Source organism: Streptomyces sp. 4F14 (assembly GCF_048159485.1).
Classification (GTDB): Bacteria; Actinomycetota; Actinomycetes; order Streptomycetales; family Streptomycetaceae; genus Streptomyces.
The window spans coordinates 148,073-167,957 of the sequence record NZ_JBLRVY010000008.1 but is presented as its reverse complement, the minus strand read 5'-3'; the positions used below and the strand labels follow the sequence as shown (position 1 = coordinate 167,957).

The following is a 19,885-nucleotide window of genomic DNA, read 5'->3' as shown; positions in this document are numbered from 1 at the left end:
CGGCCACCCGGCGTCGCCACGCTGACAGGGTGCTGGCCAAGGCTTTCCCCGTCGCTCTCCGCCGCTGCCAGGTGCTCGGCCTGGCCGGCACCTCCTGCCTGGCGCTCGGCGGCGAGAGCGCCGGCGCCCTCCCCGCGCGCGAACTGCTCGCCCCCTCCTCCCCGCACGCCGTCCTCGGCCTCGTCGGCGTCTACTTCGGACTGGTGCTGCTCACCGCCGCCTGGGTGCTCCTCGGCCGCCGGGTACGCGGCGGCGAACCGCCCTCCCCGCGCGCGCTGGTGCTCGTCCTCGCGGTCTGGGCGGCGCCGCTGATCGTCGCCCCGCCCCTGTTCAGCCGGGACGTCTACAGCTACCTCGCGCAAGGCGCCATGGTCGACGCCCACATCGACGTCTACTCCTACGGCCCCGCCAGCCTCGGCGGCCCGCTCGCCGACGAGGTCGCCCCGCTGTGGCAGCACACCGGGGCGCCGTACGGACCGGCCTTCATGGGCCTCGCCGGGGCCCTCGCGGACCTCACGCGCGGGGAGCTGCCCGCCGGGCTGTACGGGATGCGCTGCGTGGCCCTCCTCGGCGTCGCCCTGATGGCCGCCGCCCTGCCCCGACTCGCCCGGCACTGCGGCGCCGACCCTGCGGTCGCCCTGTGGCTCGGGGTCCTCAACCCGCTGGTGCTGCTGCACCTCGTCGCGGGCGCCCACAACGACGCGATCATGCTGGGCCTGCTCGGCATCGGCCTGGTCGCCGCCCTCGGCGGACGCCTCACCCTCGGCGCCGTCCTGGTCACCCTCGCCGCCCTCGTCAAGGCACCGGCCGCGCTGGGGCTCGCGGTGATCGTGCTGCTCCAGCACAGGGGGCAGGGCCTCTACGGCGCCCTGCGCGCGGGCGCGAGGACCCTCGCCCCGGCCGCCGCGACGACCGTCGCCGTCACCGCCGCCACCGGCACCGGATACGGCTGGATCAGCGCCCTCAGCACCCCCGTCTCCCCCCAGAACTGGGCCCTCACGAGCCTGCTGGGCCGCGCCACCGGCGCCCTCCTCGAACACGCCGACAGCGATCTCGCACCGCTCGCCGTGCCCGCCTGGCACGCCCTGGGCCTCGCGGTCACCGCGGGACTCGTCGCCGCCATCTGGTGGCGGCTGCGCCCGCGCCCGGTGTACGCGCTCGGCCTCAGCCTCGCCGCCGTCGCCGCCTTCGGCCCCGCGATCCGCCCCTGGTACGCGCTGTGGGGCCTCTTCCTGATCGCCGCCGCCGCACCCGACACGTCGGTACGGCACCGTACCGCCGTCGCCGTCGCCGGGGTTCTCGCCCTCGCCGTCCTGCCCGACGGGGACCCCGCCGACGCCGGACAGGTCCTGCTCGCCGTCTCCGGCGGCGCTCTCGCCGTCGTCGTCCTGTGGCAGGCCCGCCTCGCCTCCCGCCCCACCGGCCTCCAGCACGGCCGCACGGCATGATCCCACGCACCCCACGAGCCCCGAGGACCATGAGACTCCCCGAGACCGACCGCGGCCGACTGACCCTGCTGATCGCGCTGGCCGCCGCCGTGACGGTGTTCACCGCGACCGTGCCGCTCCTGCGGGACTGGTTCGACCTGCGGGTCTACTGGGGCACGATCGACCACTGGGCCCACCACGGCGGCCGCGTCTACGACTACCGGGTCCCCGGCACCCCGTACGGCTTCACCTACCCGCCCTTCGCGGCCGTCGCGATGCTCCCCATGGCGCTGGTGGGCCTCCACACGGCGATCGCCGCCGCCCTCCTGCTCAACCTCGCCGCCCTCGCCCTGGTCCTGCGCCTGCTCGCGGGCCGGGACTGGAAGCGGCACGGCTGGTACGGCGTCGGCCTCACCCTGTGCGTACTGGCCCTCTTCGAACCCCTGCGGGACACCATCAGCTTCGGCCAGGTCAACATCCTGCTGCTCGCCCTCGTCCTGGCCGACGCGCACCTCCTGGCGACCGGACGCGACCGCCGGGCGGGCATCGGCATCGGCCTCGCGGCGGCCGTGAAGCTCACGCCCGCGCTGTTCATCGGGCTCCTTCTGGTGACCCGCCGGTGGCGCGCGGCCGGGGTCGCCACCGCCGTGGCCGTCGGCGCGACCGGCCTCGCCGCGCTGGCCGCCCCCGACGCGTCACGCTTCTACTGGACGACCGCCCTGTGGGACACCACGCGCGTGGGACACCTCGACTACGTCTCCAACCAGTCCCTCCAAGGGGTCCTCGCCCGCCTCGGCGTCGACAGCAAGGCCGTGTGGGCGGCCGTCGTCCTGGTCGTGCTCGCCGTGTGGGTGTGGCGGGTGCGGCGCGCGGGGGAGTGGCGAACGGCGTTCGCATTGACCGGATTGACGGCCTGTCTGGTCAGTCCCGTGACCTGGGTGCATCACTTGATCTGGTTGATTCCGTCGTTCGTCGTGTTGATCCGATCCGGTCATGTACGGATCGCGTCAACTCTGTACGCCGTCATGTGCACCAGTGTCGTATGGATCTGGTTCCATGACGCGTCCGGCCTCGACGGGTTCCTCGGCAGCAACCTGTACGTGTGGATCACCCTCGGCCTCCTCCTGTGGCTGCCGACCGGTCAGCGCCGCCGCCCCGCGCGCAGCACCAGCGACACCCCGCCCGCCCCCAGCGCAGCCGCCCCGGCGATCATCGCGGCCTCCGGCCAGCCGGGACCCCCGTCCCCCGTCGGCGCGGCCGCCGCGACCGCCGCGTCCACGCCGGGACCCGGCCGGGGCCGTACCCGCAGCGCGTCCAGCGACCCCACCGCATCCACCCGCCCCGCCGCCGCGAAACCCCAGTCGAGCAGCTCCCGCGCCTCCTCGTAGACCGCGAACCCGCCCCCCGCCTGCGGGTTCATCACCGTCACCACCAGCGTCCTGCCCCCCTTGCGGGCCGCCGCGACCAGCGTGTTCCCGGCGTTGGAGGTGTAACCGTTCTTCACCCCCACGAGCCCCGGATAGCGGGCGATCCCGTCCTCCCCGGTCAGCAGCCGGTTCGTGTTCTCGATCTCGTACGACCAGCCGCCGCCCCCGGGGAACCGGGCCCGCGCGAGCCCGCAGTACCGCGCGAAGTCCGCGTTGCGCAGCCCCGCGCGCCCGAACACGGCCAGGTCGTACGCCGACGACACCTGGCCCGGAGTGTCGTACCCGTCCGGGGACAGCACGTGCGTGTCCAGCGCGCCCAGTGACCGTGCCTTGGCCTGCATGCGCCGTGCCGTCGTCTCCCAGCCGCCGTTCAGCGCGGCCAGGACGTGCACGGCGTCGTTGCCCGAGTTCAGGAACACGCCGCGCCACAGGTCGGCGACCGTGTACGTACGGCCCTCCGCGACGCCGACCATGCTGCTGCCCGCGCCGATGCCCTCCAGCTCCCGGGGGCTCACCCGGTGCCGGATGCCGGCGGGGAGGACCGGCAGGACGGTCAGCGCGAACAGGGTCTTCAGGGTGCTCGCCGGGGGCAGCTTGCGGTGCGCGTCGGACGCGGCGAGGACGGCCCCGCTGTCCGCGTCGGCGACGACCCAGGACAGGGCGGAGACACCGGGGAGCGCGGGGGCACCGGGGCGGGGGTGGACGTGGGTGCCGGGCCGGTGCAGCAGGGCGGGGGAGGGGGCGCCGGGGGTCCTCGGGCGATCGGGGGACGACGTCCGGTGCGGATCGGGGGTGCCCGGCCCGGCCGACGCGAACGCCGACGGCCCCGCCGTCAGGGAGACCAGGGCACACAGCGCGCAGGCCGACACGGCGGCGCGGGAGGAGAATCCGATCGTCATACGGTCAACGTAGAAACGATCTTGCGGATCGGCGTGCTGCCCGTGCCGATCGGGGGGTGGCGAGCACTCGGATGCCGTAGGGGGACGCGAGCGGCGGGGGTGCGCGGTGGCTACGCGCCCGGCAGCGTCGGCTGCACCTGCCGCAGGAACGTCGCGTTGTCCGGCGTCTTGCGCATCCGCTCCAGGAGCGTCTCCAGGCCCGTGCTGGTGTCGCGGGAGGCCAGGGCCCGGCGCAGGCCCCGGGTGGCCGTCAACTCGGCCGGGGTGAGGAGGAGTTCCTCGCGGCGGGTGCCGGAGGCGTACAGGTCGACGGCCGGGAACAGGCGGCGGGACGCGGGCTCGCGGTCCAGGCGCAGTTCCATGTTGCCGGTGCTCTTCAGCTCCTCGAAGTAGTAGTCGTCGGCCCGCGAACCCGTCTCGACCAGCGCGGTCGCCAGGATCGTGAGGGAGCCGCCCTCCTCCAGGGCGCGCGCGGCGCCGAAGAAGCGCTTCGGGCCGAGCAGGGCGGCCGCGTCGACGCCGCCGCTGAGCGTACGGCCGTTGCTCGGGGCCGCGTTGTTGTGGGCGCGGCACAGCCGGGTCAGGGAGTCCAGGAGGATCACGACGTCCTCGCCGGCCTCGACGAGGCGCTTCGCGCGCTCCACGACCAGCTCGGCGAGCGCCGTGTGCTGGCGGGCCGCCCGGTCGAACGTCGAGGCGTACACCTCGCCGCGCACCGAGCGGCGCATGTCGGTGACCTCCTCGGGGCGTTCGTCGAGCAGGAGGACCATCAGGCGGGCCTCGGGGTGGTTGCCCGCGACGGCCGCGGCGAGCTGCTGGAGCAGGACCGTCTTGCCGGTCTTCGGCGGGGCGACGAGCAGTCCGCGCTGGCCCTTGCCGACGGGCGCGAACAGGTCGGTGACCCGTCCGGCGAGCCCGGCGGCGGGGTGCTCCAGGCGCAGCCGCTCACGCGGGTGCAGCGGCGTCAGCTCGGCGAACTTGCGGCGCCGGGGCGCCTGTTCGGGCGTACGGCCCTCCACGGCGGTGACCTCGGTCAGGCCGCGCCGGTCGCGCAGGCCCTCCACGAGGTCGCCCTTGCGCAGGCCGTGGCGCCGGATCAGCGCGGCCGGGACCTGCGGGTCGTCCGCCTCGGGCAGGAGCCCGGGGCCCCGCAGGTGCCCCTTCCCGCCGCCGTCGACATCGAGGACGCCGGCCACGAGCCGGGTCGGGGGCTGCTGCTGGATCGGGGGGTGTTCGAGAGTGGTGGTCATGAAGGTCGGTCCTTTCGCGGACGGACGGGGCATGTGGCATGCGATGGGGAAGGAGATCGCCGCGAAGATGTCGAGAGGCGACACGCGCTCCCGGCGGCGGAGAGACACCCCGGTTCACGGGGCGGAGAAGGAAGGGAAACCGCACCGGCGCCCACGATGGGGCGTACACAAGTGCTTCCCGCAATGTAACACTGGGGGTACCCGGGTCTGTCAACCCCGAATCAGCTCCGGAAATTCCCCGGGCCCCGTCACCTCTGGTCTCGCTGTGCGCAGCGAAGGCGCTTACCGTGCCGCGTCCGCCGCGATCTCCGTGAAGCGGGCCTCCATCGCGACCTGGAGAGCCTGGGCCGCCGACAACGGGCGGACCATCACCATGAGTTCGTCGATCTGGCCCGTCTCGTCGACGTGGATGAAGTCGCAGCCGGTCAGGTCGCGGTCACCGACACGGGCCGTGAAGATGAGGGCGTGGTCGGGGCCGGTGGTCAGCTCGCGTTGGTAGTGGAGGTCCTGGAAGACCTGGGCGACGGCCCGGAGGATCGCGGCGGTGATGGGCTTGCCCCGGTAGGGCTTGTGGACGACCGGGCTGGTGAAGACGACGTCCTCCGACAGGAGGGCGATGGCGGCCTCGATGTCGCCGGACTCGACTGCCTCACGAAACGCGCGCACGAGCATCCCCTCGGCTCAGGACAAGGACCGCCAGGATAGCTAGGCTGACCCGGATGTTCAGTCCCGAGGGCCCCCGTCTGCGTGAACTCGCCGTCCAGGCGCTGTCGTCCGTCGAGCACGGCTACGACCTGCTCGCCCCGAAGTTCGACCACACCCCGTTCCGTACGCCCGACTCCGTGCTCGACGCGACCGCGAACGCGCTGAGGGGGATGGGCCCGTACGGCGACGGGCTCGACCTGTGCTGCGGTACGGGCGCGGGGCTGGGCGTGCTCGGCGAGGTCTGCGGGAGCGTGACCGGCGTCGACTTCAGCGCGGGCATGCTGGAGCGGGCGAAGGAGCACGGCGCGCGGCTCGTGCGGGCCGACGCGAGGGCGCTGCCGTTCACCGCCGCGTTCGATCTCGTCGTCAGTTTGGGCGCGTTCGGGCATTTCCTGCCCGAGGAGCTGCCGGTCCTGTTCCGCCAGGTGCACACCGCGCTGCGGCCCGGCGGAACGTTCGCGTTCCCCGTCGGCGCCCCGCCCAGGGCGTCAACTCCCGCCTACTGGGCGCTCCTCGGCTTCGACGGCGTCATGCGGGTCCGAAACGCCCTGTGGCGCCCTCCGTTCGTGATGTACTACCGGACCTTCCGACTCGGCGACGTACGACGGGAGTTGGAGAGCGCCGGGTTCGGTGTGAGCCTGCGCGCGCTGCCGGAGTTCGGGACGCGGGACGACGGGAGCCCGAGGGCGCGGCTGGTCGTCGGTCACAAAGCGGCGGGACCGACCTCTCACAGAGCCGAGTAGACCGCTTCCACCAACGCCGACTTCCGCGGATCGTCGGCGATATGGGGCCCCATCCGGTTCATCACGTACCCCACCGACACCCCCGCCTCAGGGTCCGCGAGCCCGCACGACCCCCCGAACCCGTCGTGCCCGAACGCCCGCGGGTTCGGCCCGTACGCCCCGTGCGCCCCGCTGAGCCACAGCCCGAGCCCGATCTCCGTGTCCCGCCCGAGCTGCGCCCCGAGGACGAGGTCGCGGCAGGCGCCCTGCCCCTCGCGGACCCGCTCGACGGACGAGGCCGACAGCAGCCCCCGGTCGCCGGCGAGGAGCCCGTACAGCTCGGCGACGGCTCGCGCGGTGCCGTGGCCCCCGGCCGCCGGGATCTCGGCGGCACGCCAGGCGGCGGAGTTGGCGGCGGGTGCCCCGACCGGGGGGTTGGCGAGCGCGGCGAGGGCGACGGGGGTGAACGAGGCGAGCAGCGCGGACTGCTGGGTGCTCGTCAGGGCGGGCGGCGCGACCAGGTCGGCGGCTCGTCCGGCCTCCTTCTCGGGCAGCCCGATGGTGAAGTCGACGCCGAGGGGACCGGTGATCTCCTGTTCCAGGAAGGCACTTGGCATCAGCCCGGTGACCCGCCGGATCACCTCGCCGATCAAGTGGCCGAACAGCAGGGCGTGATACCCGGAGACGGTGCCCGGCTCCCACAGCGGCGCGGCCTCGGCGAGCCGGGAGACGGTCAGCTCCCAGTCGTACAACTCCTCGGTGCTGTGCGGCACTTGGAGGCCCGCGAGGCCCGAGCGGTGGGACAGCAGATGCCGTACGAGGACGCCCTCCTTGCCGTTCGCCGCGAACTCGGGCCAGTAGCGGGCGACTTCGGCGTCCAGGTCGAGGAGTCCGCGGTCGGCGAGGAGGTGGGCGCACAGGGAGGTGACGCCCTTGGTGGTGGACCAGACGTTGACGACGGTGTCCCGCTCCCAGGGGCGGGTGCGGGCGGCGTCGGCCCAGCCGCCCCAGAGGTCGGCCACCGGCTGCCCGGCCACGAACACCGCGACGGCGGCGCCGAGTTCGTCCCGCTCCCGGAAGTTCTCCTCGAACGCCGCGCGCACCGCGGCGAACCGGTCGTCGCAGTGGCCGTGCACCTCGGTCATGTGTCCTCCGCAAGGGGTCGGGAAGCCGGGCACCCAGAACGTACCGACCGGTCGGACGGAGGGGAAGGGGTGGCGAGGAAGGTGCGGTTCCGGAAAGGCCCCGCCGGCCGATCGTGTCGCCCAGATGTCATCCGCCCGTCACCCGACGGCCGCGCGCCGCCTCGTATCGTCATCGCACCCGATGTCGCTTTCGTCAGGTGTATGGAGGTATGGGTGCATGGGTCGTCCCGAGAGCCCGCTGGACCCGCAGGACGGCCCCGTCCAGCGGCTCGCGCACGAGCTGCGGGAGCTGCGCCGGGCGGCGGGCGGTCCGTCGTACCGGACGATGGGGAAGGCGGCGGGCTTGTCGGCGAGCACGTTGTCGCAGGCGGCGGCGGGGGAACGGCTGCCGACGCTCGCCGTCCTGCGCGGCTATGTGCTGGCCTGCGGCGGTGACCTGGCCGAGTGGGAGCCGCGCTGGAAGGAGGCCGAGGAGGAGACCGGCCGGGCGCCCGAGGCGGCGTGGGCGCCGTACCGGGGCCTCGCCCGGTTCGAGCCGGACGACGAGCACCTGTTCTTCGGCCGGGACCGGGTGGCCGACGAGCTGATGGAACTGGTCCGGGAGAACCGCCTGGCGGTGCTGTGCGGCCCCTCCGGGAGCGGCAAGTCGTCCCTGCTGAGGGCGGGGCTGATCCCCAGGCTGCGGACGGAGCGCCGGGCGAGCGTACAGATCCTGACTCCTGGAGCGACTCCGGCCACGACGTACGGCCACCTGTTCGAGGGCCCCGAGAGGGAACAGCGGCTGATCGTCGACCAGTTCGAGGAACTCTTCACCCTCTGCCGGGACCCTCGGGAACGTTCCGCCTTCATCGCCCTTCTGCGAACGGCCCGCGTCCTCATATCCGTCCGCGCCGACTTCACCGCCCGCTGCGCCGAACACCCCGCCCTCGCCACCGCCCTGCGCACCGCGAGCCTCGCCCTGGACCCGATGACACCCGAGGAACTCCGCGAGGCCGTGGTCGGCCCCGCCCAGCGCGCCGGTCTCATCGTCGAGCGCGCGCTCACCGCCCGCCTGCTGGCGGAGGTCCAGGGCGAACCCGGCGGACTCCCCGCGCTCTCGCACGCCCTCCTGGAGACCTGGCGCCGCCGCAGGGGCCGCATGCTGACCCTCGCCGGGCACGAGGCGGCCGGCGGGGTGGGCGGCGCCCTGGTCGCCACCGCCGAGGAGGTGTACGGCTCCCTGTCCCCGGCGCAGGCCCGCGCCGCCCGCCACCTGCTCCAGCGGATGGTCGTCCCGGGCGAGGGCGCCCCGGACACCCGCCGCCCCCTCACCCGCGCCGAACTCGCCCAGTGGGCCTGTCCCCACGTACCCGTCGTGCTGGAACGCCTCACCCGCGCGCGCCTGCTGACCGCCGACGAGGACGGGGTGCACCTCGCGCACGAGGCGTTGATCAGCGGCTGGCCGCGCCTGCACGGCTGGATCGAGGGCGACCGTGAGCGCCTGCTCCAGCACCGCGCGCTCGCCGAGGCGGCCCGCACCTGGCGCGAGCACGACCACGACCCCGGCGTCCTGTACCGGGGCACCCGGCTGGCCCGCGCCGAGGAACTCTTCCCGGACCACCGGGCCGACCCCGCGCTCACCGCCCCCGAGCGGGCCTTCCTGACCGCCGCCCTCGACGCCCGCGCGGCCGAGCGACGGGCCGCCGCCGGAGCCGTACGGCGGCACCGCGTCCTGACGGTGTCGCTGGCGGCCGTGCTCGCGGTCGCGGTGATGACGGGCGTCCTGGTGTGCCGGGCGAGGGACGAGAACGCGCTCCAGCGGACCCGGGACGCGGCCCGCCGGGTCGCCGCCGTGGCCGACGCGCTGCGCACCACCGACCCGCGCACCGCGCTCCTGCTCGGCGCCGCCGCCTGGCGCATCGCCCGGCTCCCGGAGACCCGCCGTGCCCTGCTCGGCTCCCTCGACCAGACGGAGACGGACACCTTCACCGACCCGGACCCCGGCGACAGCCGCGGCCGCGCCCTCCTCGACGACGGCCGCACCCTGCTGAGCGCGGCCGGCCGCACCTGGCGCACCTGGGACGTCACCGGCCACCGGCCCACCGGCTCGGGCCGCGTCCCGCCGGGCACGGTGACCGCCGCGGGGCCACTGCTCGCCGTCACCGGCGACGACCGGCGCGTACGCCTGTGGAACCCGGCCACCGGCCACTGGGCGGGCGGCCCCCTGACGGACGTCTCCGACCTGCGCTTCCCCCGCGACGGCGGCACCGTCCTCGTCACCGAGGGCGACCGGGTACGGCTGCGGTCGGCGGCCGACGGGCGCGTGCTGTTCCAGAGCGGGACCGTGGAGACGCCGCTCAGCGCGCTGAGCGCGGACGGGCGGCGCGCGGCCGTCTGCCCGTCCGGCGGGACCCCCCAGGTGTGGGACACCGCCACCGGGCACGCCCTGCCCGGCGCCTGGCGGCAGGACCACGTCTGCGACGGGGACCTCCTCGCCGTCGACGGCGACCGGCTGGCCGCCGCCACCGACGGCGGCATCCGCGTCTGGGACACGCGGACCGGCCGCCGGATCGCCGACGCCGACGACCCGGGCGTGCGGTACGCCGCCTTCAGCCCCGACGGCACCTTCCTCGCCACCGCCGACGCCGCCGAACTGCGCGTCTGGAGCCTCACCGACCCCACCGCCCCCGTCTTCCGCCACCCCCTCGACAACCAGCACCTCTACGGCGGCCTCGCCTGGGACGGCGCGAACCTGCGCTACCTGGAGGGCGGCACCGTCCACACCCTCGACCTCGCGGCGGCCGTCACCACCGTCCGGCACCCGGCGGCCGACACCCGCCTGAGCCCCGACGGCCGCACCTACGCCATCGCCCGCCGCACCGGCGACCACGAGACCTTCGCCCTGTACGCCACCTCCGACGGCCGCCTCCTGCACACCCTCCCGCCCCTCCCCGCCCCGCCGGACACCCTCCCCCTGCTCGCGTTCGCCCCCGACGGCACCCGCTTCGCGTACGGCGTCTCCGCGCCCGGACACGAGGCCACGGCCCAGCCCCTGAACATCTGGGACGTCCGTCTCGAACACCCCCTCACCACCCTCGACCTCCCCGGCGACCCGGTGCTCCGGATCGCCCTGGGCCCCGGCCTGTACGCCGCCAGGTCCGCGCCCAGCGGCGCCGTACGCGACGAGGTGTGGGACCTCGCGCGCGGGCGCCGTACCGGGGTGCTGGCCGGGGTGACCGCGAGCCACCTCGGGGCGCGGCCCGACGGTGGGCTGCTCGTCGGCGACGGCCGGCTGGCGGAGCTGCCCTCGGGCCGGACGGCCGCCCGCGACCTCGTGCAGGGCGACGAGGTCGGCGCGTTCGGCTTCACCGCCGACGGCACGCTGCTCGCCGTCGGCGACCAGACGGGCCGGGTCGACCTGTGGGACGGGGACGCGCGCCGCCGCGAGGGCATCCTGCGCGACCTCGGCTCCCAGGGCGTGACCGCCCTCGCGTTCAGCCCCGACGGCCGCACCCTCGCCGTCGCCGGGGACGCGGGCGGACTCCAACTGTGGGACGTGGCCACCCAGCAGCCCCTGGGCGGCCCGGTCACCACCCCCGGCGAGGAGATCGACTCCGTCGCCTTCTCCACCGACGGCACCACCCTGTACGCGAGCAGCGCCCACGTCCCCCTCCAGCGGTACGACGTCGACCCGGCGCGGGCGCTGGAGCGGGTGTGCGAGCGCGCCGGGGGCGTCGGCCTGACGCCGGCCCAGTGGCGGACGTACGTACCGGACGCGCCGTACCGGCGGATCTGCGGACGCTGAGGTGGCCCGCGCGTTAATGATCACAAAAGCGCAGGTCAAATAGTTGATCGGGGCAGGGGGACGGCTTTCCCAACAACTCCTTTGGCGGCGAGCGTCGCTGTCGGACACCGAGCCGGGTGACCGACAGATCCGACGACGCAAGAGGAGAACCCAGGGTGAAGACCGATCGCAGGAAGCGGCTGGCCGGCCTGCTGGCGCTGGGCCTGGCCCCGCTGGTGGTGCTGGCCACCCCCGAGATCGCTTCGGCCAACAGCCAGGAGTGCCTGGGCAACCACTACACCGAGCCGAACGCCGACATCGCCGGGAACTGGTCGACGAAGTACCAGACACGGACCGTGGCCGTGCAGCAGGCCCGCAACACCTGGCAGGACTGGGTGTGGCGGGGCGACAAGGAGCACCTCACCTACCGCTGCCCGACCAACGTGCCCAGCTGCACCTACGCCTGGTCGAAGTCGAAGACCACCGGCTGGAAGTACTCGGTCGGCATCAGCCTCAAGGTCCCCAAGGTCTTCAGCAAGACGCTCAGCGAGCTGGCCTCCATCACCCCGAACTACGAGCGCAACGGCTCCACCACCACCTCGTTCACCTGGCAGATCACCATGAAGCCGGGCCAGTACGCCGCGCCGATCCAGGTCGTCGAGCGCCGCTGGACGCAGGGCGTGTACGTCGGGATCTACCACTCGACCGGCAGGTCCTGCCTGCCGAGCCCGGGCGACGTCACGGCCAAGCCGCACTTCTACACCTGGTCCCCGAACGAACGCTGGGGCTCCTGGACCAGCAACATCGCCGTCCAGGACTACGGGACGTACCACGTCTGGTCCTGACCGGCCCGCCCCGAGGCACCCCGCCGCCCCCTCTGGCGGGGTGCCCACTCCCACCCAGGAACCGAACCATGCCCCTCTTCCCCCGTGCCGCCGCCGCGCTCGCCCTGTCGGCCTGCGCGCTGCTGAGCGCCTGCGACTCCCCGGCGTCCCCCGAGGCGTCCCCGGCCGTCGCACCCCCCTCACCGACGCCGTCGACGAAGACGCTGCCGCCGTCCCGCCTCTGCGCGGTCCTGACCGCCGACGCCGCCCGGCGCCTGGTCCCCGGCGCCCGCCTCACCGCCCAGGTCGCCCCCGACCAGGGCACCGCGCCGGACGTCTGCGCCTACACCTCCCCCGACGGCGACGCGACCGTCTCCCTCACCCCCGCCACCCGCGCCTACGCCGCCGAACTGGCCGCCGCCCACTCCCTGCGCGCCGACCCGGCGCCGGCCCAGATGAGCGGCGTACGGGTCGACGCGGTGAGCGGACTCGGGAAACAGGCGTTCCGGGAGACCGCCTTCCAGACGCAGACCCGGCAGCGGGTCACCTTCACCGTGTGGGACGCCGGTACGCGGGCCTGGGTGCTGACGTACGCGGTCGCCGCCGGCACCCCCGGGACACCGGGCGCCGTCGGCGACGACCCGGTGGTCCGCGTCGCGAAGTCGCTCAGCGTGCGATGAGCGTCCGCAGCCAGCGGAGCTTGACCTCTTCCTGGTACGGGCCGCCGCCCTCGTGGTCGTTGAAGTCGTACACCTCGATCTGCTTGTCCTCGTGCGCCCACGCGTTGAACGCCGCGAACACCGTCGACGGCGGGCACGTCTGGTCCTCCAGGGCCGCCGAGAACAGGGCGGGCGCGGTGGCGCGGGCGGCGAAGTGGACGCCGTCGAAGTAGGCCAGGGTGCGCTGGACGTCGGCGGCGCGGCCCCGGTGCGTCTTGAGGAACAGGCCGATCTCGCGGTACGGGTGCCGGTCCGTCAGGATCGCGGCGCGCGGGAAGTCGCACAGGAACGGCACGTCGGGCGCGGCCCCCGCGAGGTCCGGGACGAGGCCGGCGACGGCGATGCTGATGCCGCCGCCCTGGCTGCCGCCGAGGACCGCCGTGCGGGACGCGTCGGCCAGCGGGTGCGAGCGGGCCGCCTCCACCGCGCGCACGCCGTCCGTGAACACCCGCCGGTAGTAGTAGTTCTCGGGCGCGTCGATCCCGCGCGTCATGAACCCCGGGTACGCGGGCGCGGCGCCCACCGGGTCCGGGGTGCCGCCCCCGCCGCCCCAGGCGCTGCCCTGGCCCCGGGTGTCCATGATCAGGTGGGCGTGGCCCGCCGAGGCCCACAGGAGGTGCTCGTGGGGCAGGCCCCGGCCGCCGCCGTAGCCGACGAACTCCACGACCAGGGGCAGGGGTTCGGTGGTTCCGGCCGGGACGGTGAACCACGCCTTCACCGGGTGGCCGCCGAAGCCGGCGAACGTCACGTCGTACACGTCGACCGTCTTCAGGCCCGTGTCGAGCGGTACGAAACGGGCGTCCAGGTCGTGGTCCCGCGCGTCCTGGAGGGTCTTCGTCCAGAAGGCGTCGAAGTCCTGCGGAGCCACCGAGTCGCTGCGGTACTCCTGGAGTTCTTCGAGGGACAGGTCGAACAGGGGCATCGGGAAACCGCCTTCGGGGAAGTGGCCGGACGGGCTCACGGTACGTGGCGTGGGGGAGGGCCACCAGAGGCCGAAAGTTTTCGGTTCCCGCAGGTCATGCGGGGTTCAGGCCCGGCGGCGCGTCCAGCGGGGCTCCGTCAGGGTCCAGTCCCGTTCCCACTCCGCGAGCCGGTGCTTCAGCGCCGTACGCCGGAAGACCACGTACCCGACGACGAGGACCCCGGCCGTGCCGCCCGCCGCGCAGAAGGCGACCGAGAGGGACTGCTGCCACACCATCGCGTCGCTCGGCGGCGGGCGGACCCCGCGGCCCCGGGAGTCGAGCCAGACGTCGACCCGGTCGCCGGTGCGGGTGCCCGCCGGGACCGGGGCCGTCACCGTACGGGGCTGCCCGCCCGGCGGGGTCCAGCGGACCGCCACCCGGTACGACTGCTCGCGCCCGCTCGCCGAGGACGGGGTGTCCGGGACGCGGCCGACGACCTCGGCGTGGACCTCGTGGCGTTCGGAGCGCAGCCGGTCGGCGACGGACCGGCCCTCGCGCTGCGCCCACACCCCCGCCAGGGCGCCCGCCAGCGGCGCGGCCACCAGCAGCAGTACCGCCAGCGCCAGCACCGTCCACCCCTCGACGACGTCCGACGGGCGGCGCAGCGGGTTGCTCCGCCAGCGCCAGCCGCGCACCCGGGTCCGTGTACGAGCGCCCATACTCCTGTCGTACCCCGTTCGGAGGCCCTTCCCGCACGAAACGGGCTGTATGGCGCGAATCAACCGCCGAAAGGCCCGTCGAGGGCGGCCCACTGGAGCAGCATGATCGTCTTCCCGTCGGCGATCCGCCCGTCCCGGACCATGGCGAGGGCCTCGGTGAAGGGGAGTTCCAGGACGTCGATGTCCTCGCCGTCCTCCTCCAGGCCGCCGCCGGCGCCCGTGCGGTCGGCGGGGGTGTAGGGGGCGGCGTAGAAGTGGAGGCGTTCCGTGACCGAGCCGGGGCTCATGTAGGCGTCGAAGACGTGGGTGAGGGGGCCCAGGGTGACGCCGAGTTCCTCGGCGGCCTCGCGGCGGATCGCGGTCAGCGGGGTGTCGTCGTCCAGGAGCCCGGCGGCGGCCTCGACGAGCATGCCGTCGGGGTGGCCGTTGACGTAGGCGGGGTAGCGGAACTGGCGGACCAGCAGGACGCGTCCGCGCTCGGGGTCGTAGGGCAGGACGGCGGCGCCGTTGCCCCGGTCGTACGTCTCGCGCTGCTGGGTGACCCAGCGGCCGTCCCGGCGCCGGTAGTCGAAGGTGGTGCGGCGCAGGACGTGCCAGCCCTGGGAGGTCAGCTCCACGTCGCGGACCCGGACACCCGGGTTGCGGTCCAGGTCGCGGCCCGCGCGGTCGAGGCGGGTGCGGCCGCGGTGGTCGGGGGTGTCGACGCCGGGTCGGGGGAGTTCGGGGGTCATGGCGCGCTACAGTACACGCAGAAACGTGCAAGAACAGGAGACAACGTGCATGCTGGCTGCTGAACGGCGCGACCATCTGCTGGCCCTGCTCGCCCGTGACGGCAAGGTCGTCGCCAAGGACGTGGCCGCCGGGCTCGGCATCTCCGAGGACAGCGTCCGCCGCGACCTGCGCGACCTCGCGGCCGAAGGGCTGTGCCAGCGGGTGTACGGGGGCGCGCTGCCCGTCTCCCCGGCCCTCGCCGACTACACGGCACGCCAGAGCGTCACCCCCGACGGCAAGCGGAGGGTCGCGGCCGTGGCCGCCGCCCTCGTGCGGCCCGGCGCCGCCGTGATCCTGGACGGCGGCACCACCGCCCTCGCCGTCGCCCGCGCCCTCCCGCCGGCTCTGGACTGCACGGTCATCACCCACAGCCCGACCGTCGCCGCCGCGCTCCTGGAGCACCCGTCGGCCGAGGTGTTCCTCCTCGGCGGCCGGATCTTCAAGCACTCGGCGGTGGCCTGCGGGGCCGCCGCCGTCGAGGCCGCGCAGAACGTCTCCGCCGACCTGTGCCTCCTCGGCGTCACCGGCGTCCACCCCGAGGCGGGCCTCACCACAGGGGACGCGGAGGAGGCCGCGATGAAACGCGCCCTCGCGGCGCGGGCCGCCGACACCTACGTCCTCGCGTCCTCCGAGAAGATCGGCGCCGCGTCCCGGTTCCGGGTCCTGCCCTGGGAGGACGTCGACGGCGTCATCACCGACGCCGACCCCCGCCACCCCGTCCTCGAACAGCTCGGCGCGCTCGGGGTGGAGGTGCTGGCGGGCTGAGCTTCAGGAGCGGCTGCGGGCCCTGGCGAGCACCCGCAGCGCCTTGAGCGGCGACGGGTTCGCCGAACCCCGCAGGAGGCCGGCTCCCTGGGCGAGGGCCGCGTCGGCGGTGAGGAGCTCGATGTCGATCAGAGCCAGGAGGAGAGGGCGGTAGGGCGCGGGGGCGAGGTGGGGGAGCCGGGCCGCGTCGCGCAGGTCGGCCCGTGCCCGGGTGACCTCGTGGGTCACCAACTCCCGTACGGCGTCCGTCTCCTGGCCCGCCCTCAGCTCGTCCTCCGTCAGCGAGAACCGTTTCAGGGTCTCGGCCGGGATACCGTGCCGCCCCTCGCGCAGGTCCTCCGCGAGGTCGTTGACGAAGTCGAGGCGCTGGCTGCCGTCGATGAACGTCCGGCAGGCGGCACGGAACGCCCGGTCGTCGCCCTCGGGCCCGACGAGGGTCGCGATCAGCAGGAACGCGGGCAGGACATAGGCGTCGACGTACGCCTGGTAGTCGGCCTCGGTGGCGAAGCCGGTGAAGTCGAGTTCGGCGGGGGCGGCGGCGAGGAACGCCTCCAGGACGTCCCGCAGCCGGGGCCGGGCGCCGACGGTGTGCAGCAGCGCGCGCAGGAGCGGGTCGTCGCTGGTGCCGCTGTGCAGGGCCGCCCGCACCCGGCGCTCCCAGTCGGCCCAGGCGGCGCCGCGCCGGTCGCGGGGGCCGGTGTCGAGGAGGCCGTCGCTGTGGTGCATGAACGCGGTGGCCGCCATGACGTGCGGCAGGACCGGCGCGGGCAGCAGCAGCCGTGCGGCCAGGTACGAGGCCCGGCGGTACCGGGCCACCGTGCGCCGCTGCTCGTCGTAGTCCCGCCGCAACCCGGGCTCCCGTACGCCTGCCGCGTCCAGGCTCCGCTTCCACGTGCTCACGCGGTGATCGTAGACCGGCCCCGGGCGGAGTGGTTCAGCCGGTGAAGACGGCTTCCGGCCGGTCGCGCTTCTCGTGCAACTCCCAGTACAGGGGCGCGATCTGCTCGGGGGTGGCCGAGGGGAAGCCCGCGGGGCCGTTCTCGCCGATCCAGGTGGCGATCGCGACGTGCGCGGCGAAGATCCCGGTGTCCGCCAGCTCGTTGTGCAGGTTGATCACCCAGTTCCGCAGCGCCCCGCCCGCCGCGTTGACGTTGCCGAACATCGGCACCGGGTCGATCGAGCCGCCGCCGCTGGTGAACAGCAGCGTCCCGGCGCCGGCCTCGCGCATCGCGGGCAGGACCGCGCGGGTCGCGGCGACGGCGCCGTAGAAGGTGTACTCGATCTGCGGCTGGAGGTTGTCGACCGTGACCTCGCTGGGCGCGGCCGTGGTGAAGCCGGGGACGGGGGAGTGGGGGGCCGGCGAGTACTCCAGGACGTCGATCGAGCCGAAGCGGGCGCGGGCGGCGTCGAGGGCGGCGGTCAGGGAGTCGCGGTCCAGGACGTCGGCGGGGAACGCGGCGGCGGTGACGCCGTCCTTCTCCAGCTCGGCGACGAGGCCGTCCAGTTTCTCGGGGGTGCGGGCGAGGAGGGCGACGTCGTGGCCGCGGGTGCCGAAGGTGCGGGCGATGGCCAGGCCCATACCGGGGCCGGCGCCGACGATGGCGAGCGTGGGCATGATCAGGACTCTTTCCGGACGGAGAATAAGTGGAACGGGTGGCCCGTTTCCTGTCGTCAGCGTAACACCGTAAGTGGGCCGCCTGTTCCACTTCGCTAGGATGGGGGCATGACACCGACCGCAGAACCCGGCGAAGGCCCCGGGGACGGCACCGGGCTGCGCGCCGACGCCGAGCGCAACCGCGACCGCGTCCTCGCCGCCGCCCGCCGCCTGTACGCCACCGAGGGGCTCCGGGTCTCCATGGCCGCCGTCGCCCGCGAGGCCGGCGTCGGCAAGGCCACCCTCGCCCGCCGCTTCGCCACCCGCGAGGACCTCATCACCGCCGTCTTCGCCGACCGCATGGACGCCTACGCCGCCGCCGTCCGCACCTCCCTCGCCGACCCCGACCCCTGGCGCGGCTTCACCGGCTACGTCGAGGCCGTCTGCGCCATGCAGGCCGCCGACCGGGGCTTCGCCGACGTCCTCACCATGACCTTCCCCGCCGCCAAAGCCCTGGAGGCCGCCCGCGCCGAGGCGTACGACGGCTTCGTCACCCTCATCGCCCGCGCGCAGGCCGCGGGGAGGCTGCGCGCCGACTTCGTCCCCGAGGACCTCGTCCTGCTCCTCATGGCCAACGCGGGCGTCGTCGCCGCGACCGCCGACGCCGCCCCCGACGCCTGGCGCCGCCTCGTCGGCCACCTGATCCGCTCCTACGCCGCCCCCGACGCGCCCCTCGCCCCGCTGCCCGAGAGCCCGACACCCACCGCCCTCTACCGGGCCACGATCCTGCTCGGCCGGCCGCACACGTGACCAGGGTGGCGGCCCTGGTTCCCTCGCGTCAGCCGCCGGTCCGCGTCACCGAGTCCAGCAGCCACCGCACGCGGCGGGCGGCCCTCAGCCTGCTGCCCAGGGTCGCGCTCGCCGTCACAGCTCCAGGACGTCCCGGGTCCGCACCGCGGCGCCCGTCTCCATCGAGCGGTTCGCGGCCAGCCCCGTGACCAGGGAGCGGGCCCCGGCGACCGCGTCCGCCGCGCGGTGCAGGGGGTCGGGGAGGGGCTCGCCGAAGAGGTCCGCGAGCATCCGGACGTCGCCGCCGCCGTGTCCGCCCTCACCCGACGGCACCTCGACCTCCCGGGGCTCCGCCCAGAACGGCCGCAGCAGGAGCCGCGTACGGCCCGCCGTGTCCTCGGCCTCGGTGCCGTGCGGGACGCCGGCGGAGCCCCGGGCGGGACGCCGGGTCCAGGTGGACTCCTCCACCAGCAGTTCCAGCCGCCCGGCGCTGCCGTTGAAGGCGACCCGGTACCCCTCCCAGGGGGAGTACGCGGTCAGGTGGTATGTCAGGGAGGCGCCGGTGGCGTAGCGGACGAGGACGGCCATGTCGTCCTCGATCGTGACACCGGGCGCGAACACGTTCCGGTCGCGGTGGTAGCCGTCCTCCGCCTCCGCGTCCAGGTACAGCGCGCGCAGGAGCGGGGAGTCGGCGAGGTGCACCGCGAACGGGTCGCCCTCGGCCTCCGGCGAGCCGTGCGCACGGTCGTATCCCCGCGAGAGCCCCCGCCGCCCGCCCGCCTCGTCGCCGTAGAAGAACAGGCCGCCCTGCGCGTACACCGTCTCCGGGTGCGTGCCCAGCCACCAGTTGACCAGGTCGAAGTGGTGGGTCGACTTGTGCACCAGCAGGCCGCCCGAGTTGGCCTTCTCCCGGTGCCAGCGGCGGAAGTAGTCGGCGCCGTGCCGCAGGTCGAGCAGCCACTCGAAGTGCACCGACCCGACCTCCCCGACCGCGCCGCCCGCCAGCAGCTCCCGTACGGCCGAATGGACCGGGTTGTAGCGGTAGTTGAAGGCGACGCGCACCTCCCGCCCGGACCGCTCGCGCGCCGCGAGGATCCGGCGGGCCCGGTCCGCGTCCGTCGTCATCGGCTTCTCCGTGACGACGTCGCACCCGGCCTCCAGTGCCCGCACGATGTACTCGTCATGCGTCCGGTCCACGCTGCACACCACGACCAGATCGACCCGCTCGCGCCGCAGCATCGCGTCGAACTCCGCGGCCGGGTACGCCGGTACGGGAGCGCGGCCGGGGTGCTCCTCGGCGAGCCACGCGTTGTGGACCGCCATCCGGCGGGAGTTGACGTCGCAGAAGCCGACCAGCTCGTACCGGTCGGCGTACGGGCCGGCCAGCGCCCGGGTGAACAGCCGGGCGCGGGAGCCGAGTCCGACCACGGCGGCTCGGCGGCGTGCGGTCCGGGACGGCATGCG

17 protein-coding genes and 1 pseudogene are annotated in these 19,885 nt (G+C 74.5%); 8 read left to right on the top strand and 10 right to left on the bottom strand.

Annotation, left to right across the window (positions count from 1 at the left end):
* Positions 1–29 precede the first annotated feature (29 nt).
* Complete coding sequence (gene mptB, locus ACLZOT_RS16075; protein ID WP_416969575.1) at positions 30–1,448, top strand: polyprenol phosphomannose-dependent alpha 1,6 mannosyltransferase MptB; 1,419 nt, start codon at positions 30–32, stop codon at positions 1,446–1,448.
* 29 nt (positions 1,449–1,477) lie between these two features.
* Positions 1,478–2,815, top strand: a complete 1,338-nt coding sequence (locus tag ACLZOT_RS16070; RefSeq protein ID WP_416969574.1) for a glycosyltransferase 87 family protein — start codon at positions 1,478–1,480, stop codon at positions 2,813–2,815.
* 83 nt (positions 2,816–2,898) lie between these two features.
* Here ACLZOT_RS16070 and ACLZOT_RS16065 read toward each other — a convergent pair.
* From ACLZOT_RS16065 to ACLZOT_RS16055, 3 genes and pseudogenes are all read right to left on the bottom strand, one after another.
* A pseudogene (locus tag ACLZOT_RS16065) lies at positions 2,899–3,753 on the bottom strand (D-alanyl-D-alanine carboxypeptidase); the annotation flags it as partial.
* A gap of 110 nt (positions 3,754–3,863) precedes the next feature.
* Positions 3,864–5,003: a transcription termination factor Rho gene (rho, locus tag ACLZOT_RS16060; RefSeq protein ID WP_416969573.1), complete on the bottom strand. Its 1,140-nt coding sequence runs from the start codon at positions 5,001–5,003 to the stop codon at positions 3,864–3,866.
* A 282-nt stretch (positions 5,004–5,285) separates the two neighbouring features.
* Positions 5,286–5,669, bottom strand: a complete 384-nt coding sequence (locus ACLZOT_RS16055; RefSeq protein WP_416969572.1) for a nuclear transport factor 2 family protein — start codon at positions 5,667–5,669, stop codon at positions 5,286–5,288.
* A gap of 53 nt (positions 5,670–5,722) precedes the next feature.
* Between ACLZOT_RS16055 and ACLZOT_RS16050 the strand changes: the two genes are divergently transcribed.
* On the top strand, positions 5,723–6,451 hold the full coding sequence (locus ACLZOT_RS16050; protein WP_416969571.1) for a class I SAM-dependent DNA methyltransferase: 729 nt from the start codon (positions 5,723–5,725) through the stop codon (positions 6,449–6,451).
* Here the strand turns inward: ACLZOT_RS16050 and ACLZOT_RS16045 are convergent.
* Positions 6,436–7,575, bottom strand: a complete 1,140-nt coding sequence (locus ACLZOT_RS16045) for a serine hydrolase domain-containing protein (protein WP_416969570.1) — start codon at positions 7,573–7,575, stop codon at positions 6,436–6,438. The two genes, ACLZOT_RS16050 and ACLZOT_RS16045, sit on opposite strands and share 16 nt — an antisense overlap.
* 217 nt (positions 7,576–7,792) lie before the next feature.
* On the opposite strand from ACLZOT_RS16045, the gene ACLZOT_RS16040 reads away from it, so the two are divergent.
* The 3 genes from ACLZOT_RS16040 (at position 7,793) to ACLZOT_RS16030 (ending at position 12,842) form a co-directional block, all read left to right on the top strand.
* Positions 7,793–11,359, top strand: coding sequence for a hypothetical protein (locus tag ACLZOT_RS16040; RefSeq protein ID WP_416969569.1), 3,567 nt, complete (start codon positions 7,793–7,795; stop codon positions 11,357–11,359).
* 155 nt (positions 11,360–11,514) lie between these two features.
* The gene (locus tag ACLZOT_RS16035) at positions 11,515–12,183 is read left to right on the top strand and encodes a hypothetical protein (RefSeq protein ID WP_416969568.1); all 669 of its coding nucleotides are present in this window, start codon (positions 11,515–11,517) and stop codon (positions 12,181–12,183) included.
* A gap of 68 nt (positions 12,184–12,251) precedes the next feature.
* Positions 12,252–12,842: a hypothetical protein gene (locus tag ACLZOT_RS16030; protein ID WP_416969567.1), complete on the top strand. Its 591-nt coding sequence runs from the start codon at positions 12,252–12,254 to the stop codon at positions 12,840–12,842.
* Here ACLZOT_RS16030 and ACLZOT_RS16025 read toward each other — a convergent pair.
* The 3 genes from ACLZOT_RS16025 to ACLZOT_RS16015 form a co-directional block, all read right to left on the bottom strand.
* Complete coding sequence (locus ACLZOT_RS16025; RefSeq protein WP_416969566.1) at positions 12,829–13,803, bottom strand: acetylxylan esterase; 975 nt, start codon at positions 13,801–13,803, stop codon at positions 12,829–12,831. The genes ACLZOT_RS16030 and ACLZOT_RS16025 overlap by 14 nt on opposite strands.
* A gap of 105 nt (positions 13,804–13,908) precedes the next feature.
* Positions 13,909–14,502 (bottom strand): hypothetical protein, encoded by a 594-nt coding sequence (locus ACLZOT_RS16020; RefSeq protein ID WP_416969565.1) that lies wholly within the window; start codon positions 14,500–14,502, stop codon positions 13,909–13,911.
* A 59-nt stretch (positions 14,503–14,561) separates the two neighbouring features.
* A complete protein-coding gene (locus ACLZOT_RS16015; protein ID WP_416969564.1) occupies positions 14,562–15,233 on the bottom strand; it encodes an NUDIX domain-containing protein in 672 nt (223 codons plus the stop codon).
* 49 nt (positions 15,234–15,282) lie between these two features.
* Here ACLZOT_RS16015 and ACLZOT_RS16010 point away from each other — a divergent pair, with 49 nt between their 5' ends.
* Positions 15,283–16,038, top strand: coding sequence for a DeoR/GlpR family DNA-binding transcription regulator (locus tag ACLZOT_RS16010; RefSeq protein WP_416969563.1), 756 nt, complete (start codon positions 15,283–15,285; stop codon positions 16,036–16,038).
* Between the two features lie 3 nt (positions 16,039–16,041).
* Here ACLZOT_RS16010 and ACLZOT_RS16005 read toward each other — a convergent pair whose 3' ends face one another.
* Positions 16,042–16,938, bottom strand: a complete 897-nt coding sequence (locus tag ACLZOT_RS16005) for a phytoene/squalene synthase family protein (protein WP_416969562.1) — start codon at positions 16,936–16,938, stop codon at positions 16,042–16,044.
* Positions 16,939–16,972: 34 nt separating this feature from the next.
* Positions 16,973–17,653 (bottom strand): SDR family NAD(P)-dependent oxidoreductase, encoded by a 681-nt coding sequence (locus tag ACLZOT_RS16000; protein ID WP_416969561.1) that lies wholly within the window; start codon positions 17,651–17,653, stop codon positions 16,973–16,975.
* 108 nt (positions 17,654–17,761) lie between these two features.
* Here ACLZOT_RS16000 and ACLZOT_RS15995 point away from each other — a divergent pair, with 108 nt between their 5' ends.
* Positions 17,762–18,442 (top strand): TetR/AcrR family transcriptional regulator, encoded by a 681-nt coding sequence (locus tag ACLZOT_RS15995; protein ID WP_416969560.1) that lies wholly within the window; start codon positions 17,762–17,764, stop codon positions 18,440–18,442.
* 114 nt (positions 18,443–18,556) lie between these two features.
* On the opposite strand, the gene ACLZOT_RS15990 is transcribed toward ACLZOT_RS15995, so the two are convergent.
* The gene (locus ACLZOT_RS15990) at positions 18,557–19,882 is read right to left on the bottom strand and encodes a Gfo/Idh/MocA family protein (RefSeq protein ID WP_416969559.1); all 1,326 of its coding nucleotides are present in this window, start codon (positions 19,880–19,882) and stop codon (positions 18,557–18,559) included.
* Positions 19,883–19,885 lie beyond the last annotated feature (3 nt).